Genomic DNA, 19639 nt, shown 5'->3' with positions numbered 1-19639 from the left:
AAACTGCGCCCTATGCGGCCATGACAAAATTTCTGACTACCGTTATTTCACTGTTTTTTTCGGTATCGGCACTGGCGGCAGAGTCCGCCTCCTCTCCTATTGATTTAACCCAGTCTACCGTTGGCTACACCGCCCTTATTATCTTTGTTCTTGCGTATATACTGGTCATGGGCGAAGAAAAGCTCCATATGCGAAAGTCAAAACCGGTGTTGGTTGCTGCGGGCCTTATCTGGATTTTAATTGGCTGGGTGTATACCGGTGAGCAGGCTGCGGTCGCAGAATCCGCGTTCCGTCATAACCTACTGGAATTTGCAGAGTTGATGCTCTTTCTGTTGGTGGCAATGACTTATATAAACGCAATGGAAGAGCGCCGGCTATTCGATGCATTACGAGCCTGGTTACTGAAAAAGGGCTTCAGTTACCGCAAATTGTTCTGGATAACCGGTATTCTGGCCTTCTTTATTTCCCCCGTTGCAGATAACTTAACCACAGCACTATTGATGTGCGCGGTGGTGATGAAAGTGGCTCAGGATGACAAAAAGTTTGTGGCTTTATGTTGTGTCAGCATTGTAATTGCCGCTAACGCGGGCGGGGCCTTTAGTCCCTTTGGTGACATCACCACGTTAATGGTCTGGCAGGCCGGCCAGGTGACGTTTACCGAGTTTCTGCGTCTGTTCTTGCCATCGGTCGTAAATTACTTAGTACCAGCAATTGTGATGAGCTTCTTTATTGAGAATAAGAAGCCAACCACACTGCATACCGAAGTTGAGTTGAAACGCGGCGCATTACGCATTACTGCGTTATTTCTGCTGACGGTGGCCACTGCTGTTACCTGTCACATATGGCTGCATTTACCGCCGGTACTGGGCATGATGATGGGACTGGGCTATTTGCAGTTCTTTGGCTATTTCTTGCGAATGACCTTACCGGGTTCTCTGGCTCGTAAGAGAGCAATGGCGGAAAGGACCGGTGACCAGAAACGTTTAGAGCAATTGGGTAGTGTGGTGCCTTTTGATGTGTTCAGCCGGGTTTCGCGTGCGGAATGGGACACGCTGTTGTTCTTCTACGGCATTGTGCTGTGCGTTGGTGGGCTTGGTTTTATGGGCTACCTGAGCCTGCTTTCAGAAACACTTTACGGTGGAATGAGTGCGACCATGGCAAACAGCATTCTCGGTATCGTTTCTGCGGTAATCGATAACATACCGGTGATGTTTGCCGTACTGTCGATGGATCCAGAAATGTCCCATGGTCAGTGGCTGTTAATTACCCTAACCGCCGGAACTGGTGGTAGTTTGCTGTCCATAGGTTCAGCGGCGGGTGTGGCTTTAATGGGCCAGGCCAGAGGCTACTATACTTTTGCTTCACATTTAAAATGGACGCCGGTCATAGCACTGGGCTACATAGCCAGTATTCTGCTTCACCTCTGGCTAAACGAAGCTACTTTCCATATCTAGCGTGGCCGGTGAGAGAAAGGACTCTCTTGCGGTTAAGGCTTCCACCTCAGAGAGGCGCCTGCAAGTACGTCCCTGTAAGGCTTGGGTGGCGCCATCCCTGGCGCCACACACTCTCTGAGGTGGAAGCCCTAACCATTCGACGCCCTTCCTTATTTCCCTCTGACTATCGTGTCGAATGAAGCTCGCTAAAGTGGCAAAAAATGCTTACAGAAAAGTTTTCAATTTCCCGATTTAAGTAGCTCTCATAATTCAACTTTCGTGGTAATCTCCGCGCGAAAATTCCTGCCGGAATCGTCAAACACTGTTAACCCTTAATCACCACTCAACAAGGAGAGTTGGTGCGGTTTATCCACTGAGTGTGAACTGCACTGAAAAAACGCTATGAAAAAAATGCTGTTTACCGTGATTTCGCTGTTGTTTTCGGTATCAGTACTGGCTGCAGAACCTTCTGCTGACCGTATCGATTTGACTTCCTCGACGGTCGGCTATGCCGCTATCGTCATTTTCATTCTTGCTTATATCCTGGTAATGGGTGAAGAAAAACTGCATATGCGCAAGTCCAAACCGGTGCTGGTAGCGGCGGGGGTTATCTGGATATTGATAGGCTTTGTTTACAGTGGCAATAACGCAGTGCTTGCAGAAGAGGCGTTTCGGGAGAATCTGCTGAAGTTTGCTGAGCTGATGCTGTTTTTGCTGGTGGCAATGACGTACATCAACGCGCTGGAAGAGCGGCGTTTATTCGATGTGCTCAGTGCCTGGCTGCTTAAGAAGGGATTTACTTACCGTAAATTATTCTGGATAACGGGCTTATTAGCGTTTCTCATCTCACCTATTGCCGATAACCTGACCACTGCGCTGTTGATGTCGGCTGTGGTGATGAAAGTAGCGGAGGGCAATAAGAAGTTTATTGCGCTGTGCTGTTCGAGCATTGTTATTGCCGTTAACGCCGCCGGTTCGTTTAGCCCGTTCGGTGACATTACGACGCTGATGGTATGGCAATCAGGAAAGGTGGATTTCACTGAGTTTTTGCAGCTGTTCTTGCCGGCGTTGGTCAATTACCTCATTCCTGCCGTTATTATGAGTTTCTTTATTGAGAACAAAAGCCCGGCAACACTGCACAGCGAGGTGGAACTTAAGCGTGGTGCGTTGCGTATTACTTTCCTGTTTTTGCTGACCGTAGCGACAGCCGTGTTCTGCCATATTTGGCTGCACTTGCCGCCGGTGCTCGGCATGATGATGGGTCTGGGGTATTTGCAATTTTTCGGTTATTTCCTGCGGATGACTCTGCCCGGTTCACTTGCGCGGAAAAGAGCCATGGCTGAACGCGAGGGGGACCAGAAGCGTCTGGAGCAACTGGGTAGCGTCGTGCCGTTTGATGTCTTCAGCCGAGTTTCGCGAGCAGAATGGGATACATTGTTATTTTTCTATGGAATTGTTTTATGTGTCGGCGGCTTAGGTTTTATGGGTTACCTGGGCTTACTGTCTCAGTCTCTGTATGGCAATTTAGATCCGACGATAGCCAACAGTATTCTCGGGGTTATCTCTGCTGTTATTGATAATATTCCGGTGATGTTTGCGGTGCTTTCAATGGATCCTGACATGTCCACGGGGCACTGGCTATTGATTACATTGGCCTGCTGTACCGGTGGTAGTTTGCTGTCGATGGGTTCAGCGTCTGGTGTGGCATTAATGGGCCAGGCCAGAGGGTATTACACCTTTATGTCCCACCTAAAATGGACACCAGTTATAGCAATAGGCTACGCAGCCAGCATCCTACTCCACCTCTGGCTAAACAAAGCCACTTTCCTCAGCTAGGGGTAAGGAAAAGGCTCTCTCGGAAAAGGACTGTTGTGCTCAGAGAGACGCCGTGAACCCATCCCTGGGGGCTTGAGTGGCGCCATCCTTGGCGCCACACACTCTCTGAGCACAACAGTCCTTTCCCTCAACGCCTTCCCCTGTTGCCCTAAAGCTTGTCGGAGGCCTTTTAATTGCACTCGCTTTTCGGGTGCTGCCGTTTAGCGCTCTACTAAGGTTAGCTTTCTGAAGTCAGCTGATAGAGGTAACCCGGTCGCAGTATGCGCCGGGGAGAGCCTAAGAAAGTGTGTGGCGCCAAGGATGGCGCCACCCAAGCCCTACAGGGAAGTACTTGCGGGCGTCTTTCTTAGGCTCTCCCCAAGCGTATGAAGACCGGGTTACCGCCCCCAGCCGCTAGACGACTTTGGAGTAGCGGTTTTGGCCGTGATCGAGGTATTCGTCGAAGCAGGCGCAGATGCTGCGTACCCAGAGGCGACCTAAGTCGGTAACGCGCAGCTTTTTATCTGATACGTCAACTAGGCCATCTTCTATAAAAGGCTTCAGTAATGGGATACTTTCGGCGAAATGTGCCCAAAAATCGTCGATATTCCATTCGGCCTTAAAGGCTTCAATATCGAGCTCGAAGTGGCAAATCACCTGAGAAATAAGTGCGGCGCGCAATTTGTCTTCGTCGGTTAGTGCCATACCCTTGATAATAGGCTTCTTGTCGCTATCAATCATTTTGTAGTATTCGGGCAGTTCCTTTTCGTGTTGCCAGAGTACGCCATTAACCTGGCTGATTGAAGAAACGCCAAGGCCTAATAATGCGTCTTGCCCGTCGGTGGTGTAGCCCTGAAAGTTACGCTGTAAGCGACCTTCACGCTGAGCAATGGCTAGTCCGTCATCCCTTTTCGCGAAATGGTCCATACCAATAAACTGATAACCGGCTTCGCTCAGCTGTGTAATGGCCTGTTCCAGTAAACTCAGTTTAACGGACGGCTGTGGAATGGATTCTTCCGGTATCTTTTTCTGGCCAGCAAAGCGTTGTGGTAAGTGTGCATAGCTAAATACAGAGATCCGATCCGGATCCATCTCAATCACTTGCTCAATCGACTTTCTGAAGGTTTCAGGGCGTTGATACGGCAGGCCATAGATTAAGTCTAAGTTAATCGATTCAAACCCCAGCTCTTTACTTAATTCAAGCTGGTGTGCAATCAAATCGACATCTTGTACACGGTTAATGGCTATTTGAACTTTCTTGTCGAAATCCTGCACGCCATAACTCACACGGTTGAAACCTAAAGCTCTTAAATGCCGAAGCTTTTCGTCGCTGCAACTGCGCGGATCTATCTCAATGCTCACTTCCGGGTTGCTGACGAACGTAAAGTTCTGATGAACCAAGTCCATTAAGCGGGTCAGCTGTTGCTCGGTCAAAAAGGTTGGGGTGCCGCCACCCAGATGAATCTGGCGAATTTTTTTGTCTTTCACCATAGGCTGATACATCGCCATTTCCCGAGCGAGGTAATCAAGGTACTTATCGGCTTTATGTTGGTGGCGGGTAATGACCTTATTGCAGCCGCAGTAGTAGCAAAGTTTATGACAAAAAGGTAAGTGCAAATACAAACACAGCCCGTTATTTGAGTCTTTCAATGCAGCTTCAATACGACTTTCTGAAAATTGTTCGGAAAGCATCAATGCCGTAGGGTAAGACGTATAACGAGGCCCATTAATATTGTATTTTTCAATTAATTCTTTATCCCAGGTAACTGCACTCATAATACCCTCTTGACCTTCGTCAAAAACTATTTAATTAACTTGAGGGTATTGTTTCACCTTTTTCTTTATAAATAAAATCGCTAAGTCGGTCGCCTATTAAAAATAAAGGCTTTGGTAGCTTTTGATTTACCTCAATAGTGTCTAGGAAGTTCTTTAAATGTAACCCTAATTCGGTATTGCCTTTTACCATTAACTTTCTGTTAAAAAATAAAGTGTCAGGGTCAACCTTGCCATAGATCAACAAAAGTAGTGCGTCACCATCAGCTGAGAGCTGTACATCGTACTTGTCCTGGCTTTTAAGTGTTTTTATCTGGTTGTCTGTTAACGTAAAAAAGAGTGATAAATCAATATCTTTCACTTTTATTTCTATGACTTTACCAGAAATAAAATCGAGATCGCCGGCAATAATCTCTTCTTTGAATAAACGGTTTAATAATTGTTCTGAGCCAAAGTTAATAATTGTTTCTGGTATTAATTTATTTATTGGCTGAATTATTTTAGGTATAGAAGATACCCAATTGTTGGTATTCATTTTTTGCTCCATAGATAACAACAAAACTAAAGACTTGGGCACTATAATAAATAAACAAATAAGGCGCTACCAAATAGTTAAATAGAGGTTTCAGATGGAATTACTGTGTCCGGCCGGAAGTATCCCTGCGTTAAAAGCGGCTGTAGAAAATGGTGCCGATGCGGTTTATGTGGGGCTAAAGGATGAGACTAATGCGCGCCACTTTGCCGGTCTGAATTTAAACCAGATGAAGCTATCGGAAGCAGCGGATTATGTGCATAAGCATGGGAGAAAGTTGCACGTGGCCATTAATACCTTTGCGCACGCTAACAGCTGGGAAAAATGGCGACAGGCTGTTGATGATGCTGTACTGGCGGGTGCTGACGTATTAATTATCGCTGACTTGGCGGTGTTGGCATACGCGGCTGAACGGTATCCGAAAATTGAGCGACACTTGTCGGTGCAGGCCTCTGCGACCAACGCCGGTGCTATTCGGTTTTATCAGCAGTTTGGTGTTTCACGGGTGGTCTTGCCGCGGGTTTTGTCTATGCAGCAGGTACGAGCGCTGGCTCGCACCACAGAGGTGGAGCTGGAAGTATTTGCCTTTGGTAGTTTGTGCATTATGGCGGAAGGGCGGTGTTATTTGAGTTCGTATTTGACCGGGGAGTCGCCGAATACGGCCGGTGCCTGCTCACCTGCCGCTTTCGTAGAGTGGGACGAACAGGATAATAAGCTGGAGTCTCGATTGAACGGCGTATTAATCGATCGGTTTGATGAAAATGAAAAGGCGGGTTATCCCACGCTCTGCAAAGGAAGATTCTCTGTTGATGATGAGGTTTACAACGTATTGGAAGAACCCACGAGTCTCAACACCCTAAGTTTGCTTCCACAGCTTTATAAAGAAGGTATTGCCTCGTTAAAAATTGAGGGGAGGCAGCGGAGTCCGGCGTATGTTGCGCAAATTACCCGAGTGTGGCGACAGGCTATTGATGCCGTCATGGCGGACCCCGACAACTTTGAAGTCGCAGATAACTGGAACTCGGTTCTGGCCTCACTTTCTGAGGGCAGTCAAACTACGCTTGGCGCGTATCACCGGAAATGGAAATAGCCAATATGAAGTTTTCCTTAGGGCCTATCCTGTATTTTTGGCCTAAACAACAGGTCTTCGATTTTTATCAGCAAGCGGCGGAGTCCGATGTCGAGCATGTGTATCTCGGCGAAACCGTTTGTAGCAAGCGACGCGAGCTAAAGCTGGATGATTATCTCGCCATAGCTCATATGCTAAGAGAAGCCGGAAAAAAGGTGACGTTGTCGACAATGACGCTGCTAGAGGCGCCCGCGGAGTTGAGAGAGTTGGGGAAATACTGCGACAACGGTGACTTTGATGTTGAAGCGAATGATGTCAGTGCCATTAACCTATTGCAGGAGCAGGGGCTGAGTTTTACCGCCGGGCCTGCTATCAATATCTATAATCATCAGAGTTTACGGCGTTTAATTGATATGGGCATGAACCGTTGGGTCGCGCCCTTTGAATTGTCCCGGGACTGGCTACAGGATATTTTGCAACAAAACCTGATCAATACCGTGAGAGACTGCTTTGAAGTCGAAGTGTTTTCATTTGGTCATATGCCATTGGCTTGGTCGGGTCGCTGTTTTACCGCCCGCTCTGAAAACCGGCCGAAAGATCAGTGCGAACTGTGCTGTATTAAATACCCGCAAGGTCGCGAAGTTAAAAGCCAGGAAGGTCAGCAAGTGTTTGTGCTTAATGGTATTCAGACACAATCCGGCACACGTTATAACCTGATAAATCAGTTATCCAGTATGAACGGGCTGGTTGATATTGTTCGTATTAGCCCACAGCCCGAAGGAACTTTTGACTGGTTACAGCGTTTTCGTAACAATGTTGACGGTGAACACGCTATCAAGCTCGACAGCAGAGAAAGTAACGGCTATTGGTTGCAACTTGCCGGATTAGCCACAGCGTAAATACACAACAATAAAGGACAGTTATGTCAGACGCAATCGCAAAAATTGGTGTACTAACGGTCAGCGACAGAGCCAGTGCCGGGGTGTACGAAGACATTTCCGGACAAGCTATCAAAGACACCTTAAGCGACTATTTAACCTCGGAGTGGCAGGCTGAGTACCGGGTTATTGCCGATGAGCAGCCGGTAATTGAATCGACCATAAAAGACTTAGTGGATAAAGAAGGCTGCTGTCTGGTGGTGACAACCGGTGGTACCGGGCCGGCCAAACGCGATGTGACACCAGAGGCGACTGAAGCTGTGTGTGACCGGATGATGCCGGGCTTTGGTGAGTTGATGCGGCAGGAGTCACTAAAATACGTGCCTACCGCTATTTTGTCGCGCCAGACGGCTGGCCTTCGCGGCTCTGCCTTAATTATTAACTTACCGGGTAAGCCCAAAGCCATTCGGCAGTGCCTGGACGCCGTTTTTCCAGCTGTACCTTATTGTATCGACCTGATGGACGGACCTTATTTGGAATGCGACGAATCAGTCATTAAACCGTTCCGCCCTAAAAGTAAGTAATTACGCTTTCTGCCGGAGCCGTAGCAGGCTTCGGCACAGTCCAGTAAACGTCACTCCCCAGACCAACAAAGCGATGTAAAAGAAGGTTGTGGGTAATGTGTATAAGAACGAGAACTCCATAGCCTGCAACATCACATAAGTGGAAGCGGAATACATCCCCAGCGGGAAGACTGCACCCCAGTAAAGTGGGTCGTAGGTCAGCGGGAACCGTTTAATAATATGTCGCCACACACCAAGAATAAGCAGCATAGGGATCCACCAGCTTCCGGTAGCCCAGTAAAAAATAGTGAAGCCTTTAATAAAGGGAGCCAGACTTTCTAGAAAAGGCGCGTTCGGCGAGTTGATGATGAGTAATGATCCGGCCAGCGTTGATATGGCCATTGCCCCCATATTGATCCAGTAGGGTGGTGCCAGATCGCTGGGCACGAACTTGAAAAAGGTGTAGCGATAGAAAATCAGTGACATCATCCAGATGTAGAGCATGCCACCCCACAACCACATGGATAACGCCAGAAAGTTGAGCTCAAGCCGCCAGGGCTGCGAGGTCTGACTGGCCAAGTGGGCACTGAGTACGGCGACCGCCTGCGTTGCAACCACCGCCAGAAGCCAGGCGCCGCTAATACCTTTGTCGAGTGTGGGCTTATCGCGGCGGACGGTCAGTGCGGTAAATACGGTGTAGGTGAGAAGCGCCCAGAGTAATAACGAGAGCGTCCAGGCTATGAAGGCCAACCAATAATAGCCGTACAAAACCATTAGTTGGCTGCCAACGAGGCCTGTACCTGCGACGACCGTAAAAAAGGCGGGTCCCTTATTATGACTGATTAAATCTTCTGTGAAGTCTTTAGTAAATCGCAAGGCCCGATAACTGTAAAGAAAAGTCAGAATAATCCAGCTGACGCAGGATATGAAAAATAAAGTTTGGGCAATAAAAGGCCATCGCTGCTGGTGTGCAGCAATGGCGATGATTCCTGTGGCCATCACCAGTCCAAAGTAGGCTGGTGACAGGTTTTTAGTTTTGCTTAACAAACTCATATCGTTTTGTGATTTAAGCCCTCGAACTTAGCAAGGATCCGGCGCATTCTTACGAGAGTAGAACCACCAGGTTATCACACCGCAAATAGCGTAGAACACGATAAAGCTCAATAAAGCGGCGGATACACTGCCGGTTAAACTGATGGAGGAACCATAAGCCTTCGGAATAAAGAAGCCGCCATAAGCTGCTATGGCAGATATAAAGCCAATAACCGCTGCCGATTCCTTATTGCCCTGCTTCATCGCTTCTTCTGTATCGCCCAGTTCCCGTTTGCGCTGATTTAGGAAAATAACGGGTACCATCCGGAAGGTGGAGCCGTTACCAATACCGGTCGCTATAAACAGCACCATAAAGGCTCCGAAGAAGCCCCAGAAGTTGCCCTCAGTACCGGCAATTGGCAGGAAGTACATAACACCTGCAACACCGATGATCATGAGTATAAAGTTCCAGAAGGTAACGCGTGCGCCGCCCAACTTGTCTGCGACAATGCCGCCGAGTGGCCTTGCCAGAGCACCCACTAGCGGGCCCAGGAAAGCGTAGGCTGTTGGGTCAACTTGTGGGAACAACATACCTGACAATAGAGGGAAGCCTGCAGCGAAGCCAATAAAGCTGCCGAAGGTGCCCAAATAAAGGACACACATGATCCAGTTGTGAGTGCGCTTGAAAATAACCGCTTGATCACTGAACGACGCTTTCGCTGAAGAAATATCATTCATGCCAAACCAGGCCGCAATGGAGCCGACAATAATTAACGGTACCCATAGGAAAGCCGCGTTTTGTAGCCATACTTCCTGACCGGCATTAGCCCCTTCCTGAATTATCAGCGGGTCACCTTCAATGCCGCCGAACACACTAGCAGCAATAACCAATGGCGCCAGTAACTGCATGCCAGACACACCCAGGTTACCCAGGCCCGCATTCATACCCAGGGCACCACCTTTTTCTTTTTGCGGATAGAAAAAGCTGATGTTGGACATACTAGAGGAGAAGTTGCCACCACCGAAGCCGCACAGCAGTGCAAGAATTAACATAACCATGTAAGAAGTTTCGGTGTTTTGCACGGCAAAACCGATCCAGATACAAGGCAGTAGCAGGGATGCGGTTGATATCGCGGTCCAGCGCCGGCCCCCGAATATTGGCACCATAAAACTGTAGAATATGCGTAAGGTTGCGCCGGACAATGCTGGCAACGCGGCTAACCAAAATAGCTGATTAGAGCTATAGGGAAAGCCCAGTTGGGGCATCTTAACCACCAGAATACTCCAGATAGTCCAGACTGCGAACGCTAAGAACAGGTTCGGTATGGAAATCCACAGGTTCCGGGTGGCAATGCGCTTACCCTTTTCTTCCCAGAAAGTTTTGTCCTCCGGACGCCAGTCATCCAGTACCATGGAGTTCGGTGTAGAGAACTCTGGCAGATCGCGCTCTTCACGATCTTCGCGGCATTCAACGCGCTCGGCTCTGACAATCGCAAAGTGCATCCACGCAAGCGCAGCTGCGGCAATAACAAATAACAGCATAAAGCTGCTTTGCCATACACCAACAACATCGTTTAGCATACCGAAAGTGAGTGGTAGCAAGAAGCCGCCAAAACCACCGATCATGCCGACGACACCACCAACAGCTCCGACATTTTTGGGATAGTAAACTGGAATGTGTTTGAACACCGCTGCTTTACCCAGAGACATGAAGAAGCCCAGGGCAAAGGTGAGAAACACAAAGCCGACTAAGGTTATTTCAAAATGAAAGTTATAAGTTTGGTCTACGCCTTTAACGGCGTATTCGGTGCTGGGGTAACTGAGCAAAAAGGTGCAAATGACCGATGCAATAAAGGTCCAGTACATGACTCTACGTGCACCGTACTTGTCCGACATCCAGCCACCTAAGACGCGGAATAATGATGCGGGAATGGTGTAGAGTGCCGCAATCATACCGGCAGTTTTTATATCGAGTTCGTAAACGCCGATAAGGTAATGCGGTAGCCATAGGGCTAATGCGACAAAGGCACCAAAAACGAAAAAGTAGTAAAGCGAAAAACGCCAAACTCGGACATCACCTAAAGGGGACAACTGCTCCCAAAAGCCTTTTTGCTGGAGCTCCTGACGGTTCTCCTTTAGTGGGTCTTCTTTCGCTAAGAAAAGGAACACAATACCAGCAATAGCCAGTACGGTTGCGTAAATTTGCGCTGTACCTTGCCAACCAAGGGCTATGAGCAGGAAAGGTGCGCCAAAATTGGTGACCGCAGAACCAACATTACCGGCTCCAAAAATGCCCAATGCGGTGCCTTGCTTCTCTTTAACATCGTTAAACCAGGCGGCAGTATAGGTGACACCGACAATGAATGAACCACCGGCCAGGCCAACACCCAATGCAGCAATCAGTAACATAATGTAGCTGTTGGCAAAGGTGAGTAAATAGACACAGGCTGCGGTCAGCAGCATTAAAATGCTGAAGACTTTGCGGCCACCATATCGGTCGGTCCAGATACCGAGAAACATCCGGCTGATAGACCCCGTTAATACTGGAGTCGCCATTAACAAGCCCAACTGAGTGTCAGTGAGGTTAAAGTCAGCTTTTATCTGAATGCCGATGATTGAAAAGATGGTCCAGACCGCAAAACAAAGCGTGAACGCTAAAGTTGAAACCGCTAGCGCTCTGTTGCGTTGGCCACCTGTGACTGACAGGGGTTGGTTCATGAAAGACCTCCAGTTAGATCCGTTAAGTCAGATAGCTAAACTTTACTGTTAACTGCAACAAAATGCTTTACTATCAAAAGGCTAGGGATAATAAGTTGGTTCTGATAATGCTACTTTAAGGGTAGTTTTCAGTTGGCTTCCAAAGCCTGTCTAAAAAGCATTAACTACCCTTTTGTGGGTAGTTTTTTCTGCGGAAGTAATGGTGGAATCAACTAAGGGGTACTAACTTATTTTCGCTAAGAAATAGTCGAATTCCTGATAAATAAAAGGTATATTACAAATGTACCTTTAAATAGTGAGCGGTGATAATGATGCAGATCACAAACAAACAAAACGAAGAGCAGTTAACTCCCATTCTGCGCCAGGCCTTTCGACCGCTATTTTTGCTAGGAGCTGGATTTAGCGCAATAGCCATGTTGCTGTGGGGGCTCGCCCTGGCCGGAAAGCTTAATTTGCCGGTGTACGGCAATATTATGTTCTGGCACAGCCATGAAATGCTATTTGGTTTTGTGGTGGCTATTGTACTGGGCTTTTTGCTTACCGCAGTGCAAAACTGGACTGGGCTAAGAGCACCACACGGTAATACGTTACTCATTCTTACCGTGTTGTGGGCAGCCGCACGGCTAGGCTTATTGTTTGGCAGCGAGTTGCCCTGGTGGCTGGTGGTGGCCGTTGATATCAGCCTTCTGCCAGTGGCTGCCGTTCTGTTTGGGCGGATGGTATTAAAGGTCAATCAGACCCGAAACTTATTTTTTGTGCCTATTTTGTTGTTACTTTCCGTCTGTAACCTGCTGATGCATTACGGTCTGCAGTTTGGTTATTATCATATTCAGGTGCTGGGTGCGTACAACGCGGTATTTTTGGTGACTTTATTAATGGCCATTATTGGCGGCCGGGTACTGCCCATGTTTACTGCCAACGGCACTATGACACCTAAAGTCCAACCCATCGTCTGGCTTGACCGTATTGCTTTGGGAAGCCTATGGCTTGTTTTCGCTGTTCACTTCTTAAATCTCCACGCGATTTTACCCAGTCAGGTAATGGCCATCTTGTTTTCCATTGCTGCTTTGTCAACCGCGATACGAGTCGCGCGTTGGAAAATCTGGATAACCTGGCGGGTGCCGCTATTGTGGTCGCTGCATATTGCCTATTGGTTTATTCCGGTTGGTTTGGCGCTATTCGCACTGCGTTATGCAGGTTTTGAGTTGACGCAAAGCATTGCTCTGCACGCATTAACGGCGGGCGCTATGGGCAGTATGATCTTAAGTATGATTGCCCGCGTGTCTCTGGGGCACAGTGGTCGTCCGTTACAGCCTAAGTTAATTATGACGGGTGCCTTCTTATTGGTACTGATTTCCGCATTAACCCGGGTGTTTTTAATGTGGTTAGTCCCTGAAATGGCCAGCCAATGGTTAATGTTTAGTACGCTGGCCTGGGCTTTAGCTTACGGCATTTATGTTGTGGTTTATTTTAAGGTTTTGACCACACCGCGTGCGGACGGAAGCCCCGGTTAAGTTTTACTGCAGTGAGGGCAATCCGGGTGCCGCTGAATATTAAACCGCTGCCAGTCACTGTGCAGCGCGTCAAACAGTAACACTGATGAATACAGCGGCTGGCCGATACCAGCCGCTATTTTTATGGCTTCTACGGCCTGCATGGTGCCCACTACGCCAACTAAAGGGGACAGGACACCCGCTTCGGTGCAGCTCAGTTGTTGTTCTCCAAAAAACTGACTGTAACAAGCGTAGCAGGGCGAATCCTTTTGCATGGAGAAGCTGGCAATTTGACCTTCAAAGCGAATGGCTGACCCAGAAACTAAAGGTGTTCTATTATTCAGGCAAGCTTTATTGATGTTATTACGTGTTTCCAGATTGTCGCAGCAGTCGACAATCATTGTGGCCTCTGCCGCTAACTTGTTGAGCAAGTCGCTGTCCGCCCTTAACGGTATGACGGTAATATCAGCTTCGCTATTCAGTTGAGTCAGTTGTTCGCGCGCTTGCTCGGCTTTATTTTTGCCGATACTACTCTCGGTAAACAGGATCTGACGTTGCAGGTTATGACTGTCTACCTCATCGTCATCAACTAAAGTGAGTCGACCCATGCCGGCAGCCGCTAAATAAGGTGCAACCGCACAACCTAATCCGCCCATCCCAATGATCACCACATGGGCGTTTAGCAGTTTTTCCTGACCTTCCAAATCCATAGCGGGTAAAGCTATATGTCGGTTGTACTTCAGCATCTGCTGGTGAGATAAGGTTTTACTCATAATGAGTTCCCATTATTTTCAGGTGCGAATTCGGGACGGGTTGCCAGCCAGTAACCGACGGTCATTAATACGATGCCAACAAGCCCTTTTAACCAGGCAGGAACCTGCGGGACCAATAGCCACAAGACAAGGTAGCCCGTGGCCATCATAATTAGCGCTATTACTTTTGAACGGCGTTTGATGACGCGGTTGTCGCGCCAGGCTCGTATATCCGGTCCGTACTTTGGGTGGTTGATTAACCAGGCTTCCAGACGAGGCCAGCCTTTGCTGGCCGCCCACAGTGCGGCAATAAGAAACGGAACGGTTGGCATCACCGGCAGAGCTATGCCAATGAGTCCCAGCAACACAAAAAACAATGCTACGGTGCGCCAAACCAGTCTAACTAATAATTCCCGGGTCATGACTTCATTCCCAGTCTGCCAGCCATTTTGTGCAGATTGCTAGCGTCCAGCTGTAAATCTTTAGCGGCTTGGCTCCAACTGTTGTTGTGCCGGCTGAGTGCTGCTTCTATCATTTTCCGCTGAGTATAGTTTACGGCCTCTTTCATCGAGACATTTTGCACCGGAAAATCATTGGCAGTCGTTGTATTGTCAGAAGCCGTGGGAACAGAAAGCGGAAGCTGAACATCCAAATCCAGCATTTCCGGCTCTATGGTCGCGATATCGGTTTTCTCTACCCCTTGGCTTAGAAGCTTTATTGCGGCACGGCTGATGACATGCTCAAGTTCGCGCACGTTACCCGGCCACTGGTATTGTTGTATGGCCAGTTCGGCCTCAGCCGACAAGCGAAGTGCGCGAAGTCCAAGACGTGCTCGATTCAGTTCAAGAAAATGACCCGCCAGAATAGACACGTCGTCGCCGCGCTCGCGCAGTGGTGGAATAGGTAACGGGTAGACCGAAAGACGATGGTATAAATCGGCCCGAAACGTTTCGTTACTGACCTGCTGGCGCAAATTACGGTTGGTTGCTGCTATGAGCCGAACGTCGACTTTGCGGTATTTGTCTGAACCCAGCCGTTGAATTTCACCGTTCTGTAGTACTCTGAGTAATTTAGCCTGTATGGATAATGGCAACTCCCCAACTTCATCCAGAAACAAAGTGCCCCCGTGTGCCGCTTCAAAGCGCCCGGAACGGTCACTGGTTGCGCCTGAAAAGGCGCCTTTTACATGGCCGAAAAGCTCACTTTCGGCCAGCGATTCGGGCAACGCTGCGCAGTTGACGTAAATCAGTGGCATATCGTTTCGTTGAGATAATAAATGCAGTTCGCGGGCAAAGAGCTCCTTGCCGACCCCGGTTTCGCCCAGCAGTAACACCGGTAAATCTGCACTGGCAACTACACGAAGCTCTTTGAGAACGTTTTCTATCGCCTTACTCTGACCAATAATTTCAGAATCATTGGTTTCGGTCGCACCTGCTTGCGGCATGCTGCGCTGTTGCCCCTGGCGCAGGGCTCTGACGTTTTGCTCTAACTGACCAATACGAACAGCTGTTTCAACAAATAAGCTGAACTTTTGCAATTCCAGTATGGAGTTATCGGTAAAAGTACCCGGCTGGAGAGCGTCAAGGGTGAGTACGCCCCAGCATTTATTTTCCAGATACAAGCTAATGCCCATACAGTCATGCACCGGCAGTGCGTCACCCGGCTGCCCGGCTAAAAGTCCGTCATAAGGGTCGGGCAGGGATGAGTCGTGCTCGAATCTGACGGGACTGCGGGATGCTAGTAAGGCCGCCAGACGCGGGTGCTGAGCCACAACGAAGCGGCGACCCAGAGCTTCACGAACTAAGCCCTGAATGGCGACGGGTTGCAGCACTTCGTTATCCAGTTTCAGTAACACCACTGCGCCACAGTTGAAATGACGGCGTAAGGTGTTGACCAAATTTTGTAAACGAACGGCGGCAGGCTGCTCAGTAAGCAGGTCTGCTAATAGACTTTCTTGCAACATGGTTAAATTGACTGCCCAGGTTAAAAAGACCCTTATTGGTTGGGTTGATAGTACCTTGGCGCCTCGGAGAGTCAATAATCACAATGGGGTAGAAGCTGGCCTGTTTGTTGCAAACAACTTCCATAACGAAAAAGTTGGCCGTTCAATACGGATAGAAATTCTAATTAGCGAACAGGAGTTATCCCATGAATACTTTAAATGAACGTTTACAGGCAGCTGAGCAGAAATGGCAGGACGCGACACCACAGGAGTTGGTCGAGCATATTTATTTGCGTTTTCATCAGTGCCATCGCGACCAATTGCCTGAGTTGAAGCAGTTAGCCATGCGCGTCGAAGAAGTTCACGGCGACCATGCTGACGCACCTATTGGCCTGGCAGAACACTTAGACAATATGTTGCAGGAGCTGGAAAGCCATATGATGAAAGAAGAGCAAATTCTTTTCCCTATGCTGTCGCGGGGCGTTTATCCCGGTGGGCCAATTTCAGTGATGGAAGAAGAGCATGTTCAACATGAGGGTGAGATCAATAAAATTGATGAGTTGACCAACAACTTAACACTGCCAGAAGGTGCTTGTGGTACATGGACTGCACTTTACAACGGTCTGAAAGAGCTGCAAGACGATTTACGCGAGCATATCCACCTGGAAAACAATGTACTTTTTGTTGAGAAGAAAGCCGCGGCACCAGTGCACGGTAAAGATTTTTGCTGTGGATCTTGTCAGTAGCCCTGCTGGATGTACATTCCGTTTTCCAAATACCGACGGCTCTCCGCCCTGGTTGGCGGCGAGCCCGACGTCATTATGGCCGTTATTAGCGCGGTTCATTGAGCCTTTTTATTTTTAGCGCCTAAATTGCGCTTCACTTCCTCTGTTCAAGCTTTTACATTAGGGAGACATAACAAAAACCCTAAGCACTGTTTAACGGTGCATAAAACAGCAGGAATGAAGATGCGCAGTCTCAAATTAGCGGCACTGCTAGCCGCCTCTTGGTTGGTTATGCCAACTCACGCACAGCAGCTTTCCGGCGAAAGCTCATTACTTCCCGAAGCCAACTACAGAGATTCAGCAGTGACTGTTGAGCAGGTTTTGGGTTATCCGATTGGCAGCAGAATAACCAGTCCGGCGGACATGAGCCGTTATTTTGAAGCGCTTAAGCAGGCGTACCCTAATCAAGTAAAGCTGCTCGAGTATGGTGAAAGCTGGGAAGGCCGACCGTTGCATTACGCGGTTATCTCCAGTGAAGAAAATATAGCGGACTTTGATGGCTTTATTAAGGGAATGCAGGCTTTAGCCGACCCGCGAAAAACCGATAGCGATAAGGCGGAGCAGTTAATTGAACAGCTGCCCGGTAGTATCTGGCTGTCTTACGGCGTTCATGGCAATGAAATTTCATCACCGGAAGCGGCTATGATGACGGCCTACCATTTATTGCATGATCAGCGTGAGCAAACTCAAAGTTGGCTAGACAATACTCTTGTCTTTATCGATCCGTTGCAAAACCCTGATGGTCGCGCACGTTTTATCGATCGCTACTACATGACTGTCGGGTTGGAACATTCAGCTGACCGCCGCAGCGCAGAGCACAATGAGCCCTGGCCAAGCGGACGTACGAACCATTACCTGTTTGATATGAACCGGGACTGGATAGCGCTGACCCAGCCGGAAATCAGCGGGCAAATCGATGCGTTACTAAAATACTATCCCTTGGTGTTTGTTGATTTGCACGAAATGGGCGGTGACTCTACCTATTATTTCACGCCTGAAGCCCGTCCTTATAATCCATTGATTACCGAAGCACAGCGCGAAACACTGAACTGGATTGGTAAAAATAACGGCCAGTGGTTCGATAAAAAGGGATTTGATTACTTCACCCGGGAAATTTTCGATGCTTTTTATCCGGGGTATGGTGCCAGTTGGCCGCTGTATCACGGGTCAGTGGCTATGACTTATGAAATGGCTTCTGCTCGTGGGCATCGGTTTAAGCGTGAAGACGGCGAAATCTTAACTTACGCTGATGGTGTGCAGCAGCATTTTATTGCGTCACTTTCAACCATTCAAACAGTGTCTGAGCGTCGCGAAGCCTTGCTACAAAAGTTGTGGGAATACCGCAAGTCAGCGATTGAAGCCGGCGAAGACGGCGAAGTTCGCTCATTAATTCTGCCGGCTAGCGACGACCCGGCAGGCGCACGTAAATTAGCGTCGTTACTGGTTGAGCAAGGCGCCGAGGTTCAGCAAGCGGAACACGCCTTTGATGTGTGTGGAAGGGATTATAAAGCGGGTGCCTATATCATCGATATGGCCCAACCGGCATACCGGCTAATACGCACGTTAATGGATAAACAAGTGGACATGGCCGATGACTTTCTTGCGGAGCAGGAACAGCGTCGTAAGAATAACCTCCCGGATCAGATTTATGATGTAACCGGTTGGTCATTACCCTTGATGTTTAATATTGAAAGCCATGCGTGCGATGACCTGCCCGATGTTGCCACTGCGTTTGTCAACGAGGGGCGGATTAAGCCGGGCAAAGTGATAAATCCCGACGCCGAAGTTGCCTTTTTGGTTCGCTGGGGAGACATGAATGCCGGTCGTTTCCTGACGGCGGCTTTGCGCGAAGGGCTTGAAGTGCGTCAGAGTGAATTGGCTTTTACTCATACCAATGCGGGTACATTCCCAAGCGGATCACTTATTCTGACTCGTGCCGCTAACGAGGGCGATTTACCAGAAAAGCTTAAGAAACTGGCGGCAGAATCGGGCGCGATCATTGAAGGCGTCGATTCAAGCTGGATAACCGAAGGTCCGAACTTTGGTTCGCACAACGTCATTGAATTAGAAGCACCGAACATCGCTATGGCTTGGGATGAACCGGTCAGTGCTTATAATGCCGGGCACACACGCTTTGTTATTGAGCACCAGATGGGGTATCCGGTAACGGCCATTCGCACCATGCAACTCATCCAGAACGATCTCGATGGCCTGGATGTGCTTATTTTGCCTGAAGGCGGTTACGCCGATGTGTTTAACGACCAAATGGTAGAAAAACTTCAGCAGTGGGTGTCGGGCGGTGGTGTCTTGCTGACTCTCGGTAATGCATCGGCCTGGGCTGTCGAAGCGGGATTATTGGATACTAAGCTGGAACGGAAAGTGCCGGAAGAAGGCGTTACCAAGCTCCCTGAAGAAGTCAAAGTGGATGGTAAAATCATCGAGAACCGTGAACAGTTCTTAACCGAAATTAAGCCTCATGGAGCGGATCCAGACTGGGTGCCTGGTGCACTATTAAACGCTAAAGTCGATACCGCACACTGGTTGAGCGCAGGCGTTAAACCGCAAGTGGTCAGTATTTATAACGGCAACGATGTGTTCTCGCCTATTGATATCAGTCACGGCCGCAACATCGCCTGGTTCGCAGATAGAGAAAACATGCTTGCCAGCGGCTTCTTATGGGATGATATTGCTCGGCAACTGCCTTACAAACCATTGTTAATTTGGCAGCCGACCGGCAAGGGGATGATTATCAGCTTCACTCAGGAACCCACGTATCGTGCCTACATGGACGGCTTAAACACCTTGCTGATGAATGCGCTGTTTCTGGCACCGGCAAAAGCAGAATAGGAGTTTG

At 48.7% G+C, this 19639-nt stretch carries 15 protein-coding genes; 8 read left to right on the top strand and 7 right to left on the bottom strand.

The features are described 5' to 3' along the window. The first annotated feature begins 20 nt into the window (after nucleotides 1-20). Together nhaD (RBK99_RS08010) and nhaD (RBK99_RS08005) are read left to right on the top strand one after the other, a co-directional pair. Entirely contained in the window at nucleotides 21-1454 is a 1434-nt protein-coding gene (gene nhaD / locus RBK99_RS08010) for a sodium:proton antiporter NhaD (protein WP_317504078.1), read from the top strand. Between the two features lie 381 nt (nucleotides 1455-1835). Next, nucleotides 1836-3269 carry a sodium:proton antiporter NhaD gene (gene nhaD / locus RBK99_RS08005; protein WP_317504077.1) on the top strand — a complete coding sequence of 478 codons (1434 nt, stop codon included), beginning with the start codon at nucleotides 1836-1838 and terminating at the stop codon, nucleotides 3267-3269. Between the two features lie 393 nt (nucleotides 3270-3662). Here the strand turns inward: nhaD (RBK99_RS08005) and hemN are convergent, their stop codons facing one another. Beyond that, nucleotides 3663-5024, bottom strand: a complete 1362-nt coding sequence (gene hemN, locus RBK99_RS08000; RefSeq protein WP_317504076.1) for an oxygen-independent coproporphyrinogen III oxidase — start codon at nucleotides 5022-5024, stop codon at nucleotides 3663-3665. 34 nt (nucleotides 5025-5058) lie between these two features. After that, nucleotides 5059-5556: a ubiquinone anaerobic biosynthesis accessory factor UbiT gene (ubiT, locus tag RBK99_RS07995; RefSeq protein WP_317504075.1), complete on the bottom strand. Its 498-nt coding sequence runs from the start codon at nucleotides 5554-5556 to the stop codon at nucleotides 5059-5061. 94 nt (nucleotides 5557-5650) lie between these two features. Here ubiT and ubiU point away from each other — a divergent pair, with 94 nt between their 5' ends. Genes ubiU through mog form a run of 3 tightly spaced genes read left to right on the top strand, consistent with a single transcriptional unit; the run spans nucleotide 5651 to nucleotide 8084 of the window. Continuing rightward, nucleotides 5651-6643: a ubiquinone anaerobic biosynthesis protein UbiU gene (gene ubiU / locus RBK99_RS07990; RefSeq protein WP_317504074.1), complete on the top strand. Its 993-nt coding sequence runs from the start codon at nucleotides 5651-5653 to the stop codon at nucleotides 6641-6643. Between the two features lie 5 nt (nucleotides 6644-6648). After that, nucleotides 6649-7521, top strand: coding sequence for a U32 family peptidase (locus tag RBK99_RS07985; RefSeq protein ID WP_317504073.1), 873 nt, complete (start codon nucleotides 6649-6651; stop codon nucleotides 7519-7521). Nucleotides 7522-7544: 23 nt separating this feature from the next. Further along, complete coding sequence (mog, locus tag RBK99_RS07980; RefSeq protein ID WP_317504072.1) at nucleotides 7545-8084, top strand: molybdopterin adenylyltransferase; 540 nt, start codon at nucleotides 7545-7547, stop codon at nucleotides 8082-8084. On the opposite strand, the gene RBK99_RS07975 is transcribed toward mog, so the two are convergent. Continuing rightward, entirely contained in the window at nucleotides 8085-9116 is a 1032-nt protein-coding gene (locus RBK99_RS07975) for a tellurite resistance/C4-dicarboxylate transporter family protein (RefSeq protein WP_317504071.1), read from the bottom strand. A 27-nt stretch (nucleotides 9117-9143) separates the two neighbouring features. Then, nucleotides 9144-11813: a nitrate/nitrite transporter gene (locus RBK99_RS07970; RefSeq protein ID WP_317504070.1), complete on the bottom strand. Its 2670-nt coding sequence runs from the start codon at nucleotides 11811-11813 to the stop codon at nucleotides 9144-9146. Between the two features lie 311 nt (nucleotides 11814-12124). Here RBK99_RS07970 and RBK99_RS07965 point away from each other — a divergent pair, with 311 nt between their 5' ends. Beyond that, on the top strand, nucleotides 12125-13327 hold the full coding sequence (locus RBK99_RS07965) for an NnrS family protein (RefSeq protein WP_317504289.1): 1203 nt from the start codon (nucleotides 12125-12127) through the stop codon (nucleotides 13325-13327). Here the strand turns inward: RBK99_RS07965 and RBK99_RS07960 are convergent. Genes RBK99_RS07960 through norR form a run of 3 tightly spaced genes read right to left on the bottom strand, consistent with a single transcriptional unit; the run spans nucleotide 13324 to nucleotide 16021 of the window. Beyond that, entirely contained in the window at nucleotides 13324-14079 is a 756-nt protein-coding gene (locus RBK99_RS07960) for a HesA/MoeB/ThiF family protein (RefSeq protein ID WP_317504069.1), read from the bottom strand. The two genes, RBK99_RS07965 and RBK99_RS07960, sit on opposite strands and share 4 nt — an antisense overlap. Next, on the bottom strand, nucleotides 14076-14480 hold the full coding sequence (locus tag RBK99_RS07955; protein ID WP_317504068.1) for a YbaN family protein: 405 nt from the start codon (nucleotides 14478-14480) through the stop codon (nucleotides 14076-14078). The genes RBK99_RS07960 and RBK99_RS07955 overlap by 4 nt, the downstream gene beginning before the upstream one ends. Beyond that, nucleotides 14477-16021: a nitric oxide reductase transcriptional regulator NorR gene (norR, locus tag RBK99_RS07950; protein WP_317504067.1), complete on the bottom strand. Its 1545-nt coding sequence runs from the start codon at nucleotides 16019-16021 to the stop codon at nucleotides 14477-14479. Before norR ends, RBK99_RS07955 begins: the two co-directional genes overlap by 4 nt. Nucleotides 16022-16206: 185 nt before the next feature. Between norR and RBK99_RS07945 the strand changes: the two genes are divergently transcribed. Both RBK99_RS07945 and RBK99_RS07940 read left to right on the top strand, forming a co-directional pair. Beyond that, nucleotides 16207-16746, top strand: coding sequence for a hemerythrin domain-containing protein (locus RBK99_RS07945; protein WP_317504066.1), 540 nt, complete (start codon nucleotides 16207-16209; stop codon nucleotides 16744-16746). 222 nt (nucleotides 16747-16968) lie between these two features. Next, nucleotides 16969-19632, top strand: coding sequence for a M14 family zinc carboxypeptidase (locus RBK99_RS07940; protein WP_317504065.1), 2664 nt, complete (start codon nucleotides 16969-16971; stop codon nucleotides 19630-19632). The last annotated feature ends 7 nt before the right edge of the window (nucleotides 19633-19639 follow it).

This window comes from Idiomarina solivarensis (assembly GCF_033052755.1).
In the GTDB taxonomy this organism is placed as follows: Bacteria; Pseudomonadota; Gammaproteobacteria; order Enterobacterales; family Alteromonadaceae; genus Idiomarina.
Note: the sequence above shows the minus strand (reverse complement) of the source record. Positions and strands in the feature narration are given on the sequence as shown.

What these genes read in the sequence shown, in the direction of transcription:
- nhaD (WP_317504078.1), top strand. Translation starts at nt 21, where the DNA reads ATGACAAAATTTCTGACTACCGTTATTTCACTGTTTTTTTCGGTATCG.
- nhaD (WP_317504077.1), top strand. Translation starts at nt 1,836, where the DNA reads ATGAAAAAAATGCTGTTTACCGTGATTTCGCTGTTGTTTTCGGTATCA.
- hemN (WP_317504076.1), bottom strand. Translation starts at nt 5,024, where the DNA reads ATGAGTGCAGTTACCTGGGATAAAGAATTAATTGAAAAATACAATATT.
- ubiT (WP_317504075.1), bottom strand. Translation starts at nt 5,556, where the DNA reads ATGAATACCAACAATTGGGTATCTTCTATACCTAAAATAATTCAGCCA.
- ubiU (WP_317504074.1), top strand. Translation starts at nt 5,651, where the DNA reads ATGGAATTACTGTGTCCGGCCGGAAGTATCCCTGCGTTAAAAGCGGCT.
- RBK99_RS07985 (WP_317504073.1), top strand. Translation starts at nt 6,649, where the DNA reads ATGAAGTTTTCCTTAGGGCCTATCCTGTATTTTTGGCCTAAACAACAG.
- mog (WP_317504072.1), top strand. Translation starts at nt 7,545, where the DNA reads ATGTCAGACGCAATCGCAAAAATTGGTGTACTAACGGTCAGCGACAGA.
- RBK99_RS07975 (WP_317504071.1), bottom strand. Translation starts at nt 9,116, where the DNA reads ATGAGTTTGTTAAGCAAAACTAAAAACCTGTCACCAGCCTACTTTGGA.
- RBK99_RS07970 (WP_317504070.1), bottom strand. Translation starts at nt 11,813, where the DNA reads ATGAACCAACCCCTGTCAGTCACAGGTGGCCAACGCAACAGAGCGCTA.
- RBK99_RS07965 (WP_317504289.1), top strand. Translation starts at nt 12,125, where the DNA reads ATGCAGATCACAAACAAACAAAACGAAGAGCAGTTAACTCCCATTCTG.
- RBK99_RS07960 (WP_317504069.1), bottom strand. Translation starts at nt 14,079, where the DNA reads ATGAGTAAAACCTTATCTCACCAGCAGATGCTGAAGTACAACCGACAT.
- RBK99_RS07955 (WP_317504068.1), bottom strand. Translation starts at nt 14,480, where the DNA reads ATGACCCGGGAATTATTAGTTAGACTGGTTTGGCGCACCGTAGCATTG.
- norR (WP_317504067.1), bottom strand. Translation starts at nt 16,021, where the DNA reads ATGTTGCAAGAAAGTCTATTAGCAGACCTGCTTACTGAGCAGCCTGCC.
- RBK99_RS07945 (WP_317504066.1), top strand. Translation starts at nt 16,207, where the DNA reads ATGAATACTTTAAATGAACGTTTACAGGCAGCTGAGCAGAAATGGCAG.
- RBK99_RS07940 (WP_317504065.1), top strand. Translation starts at nt 16,969, where the DNA reads ATGCGCAGTCTCAAATTAGCGGCACTGCTAGCCGCCTCTTGGTTGGTT.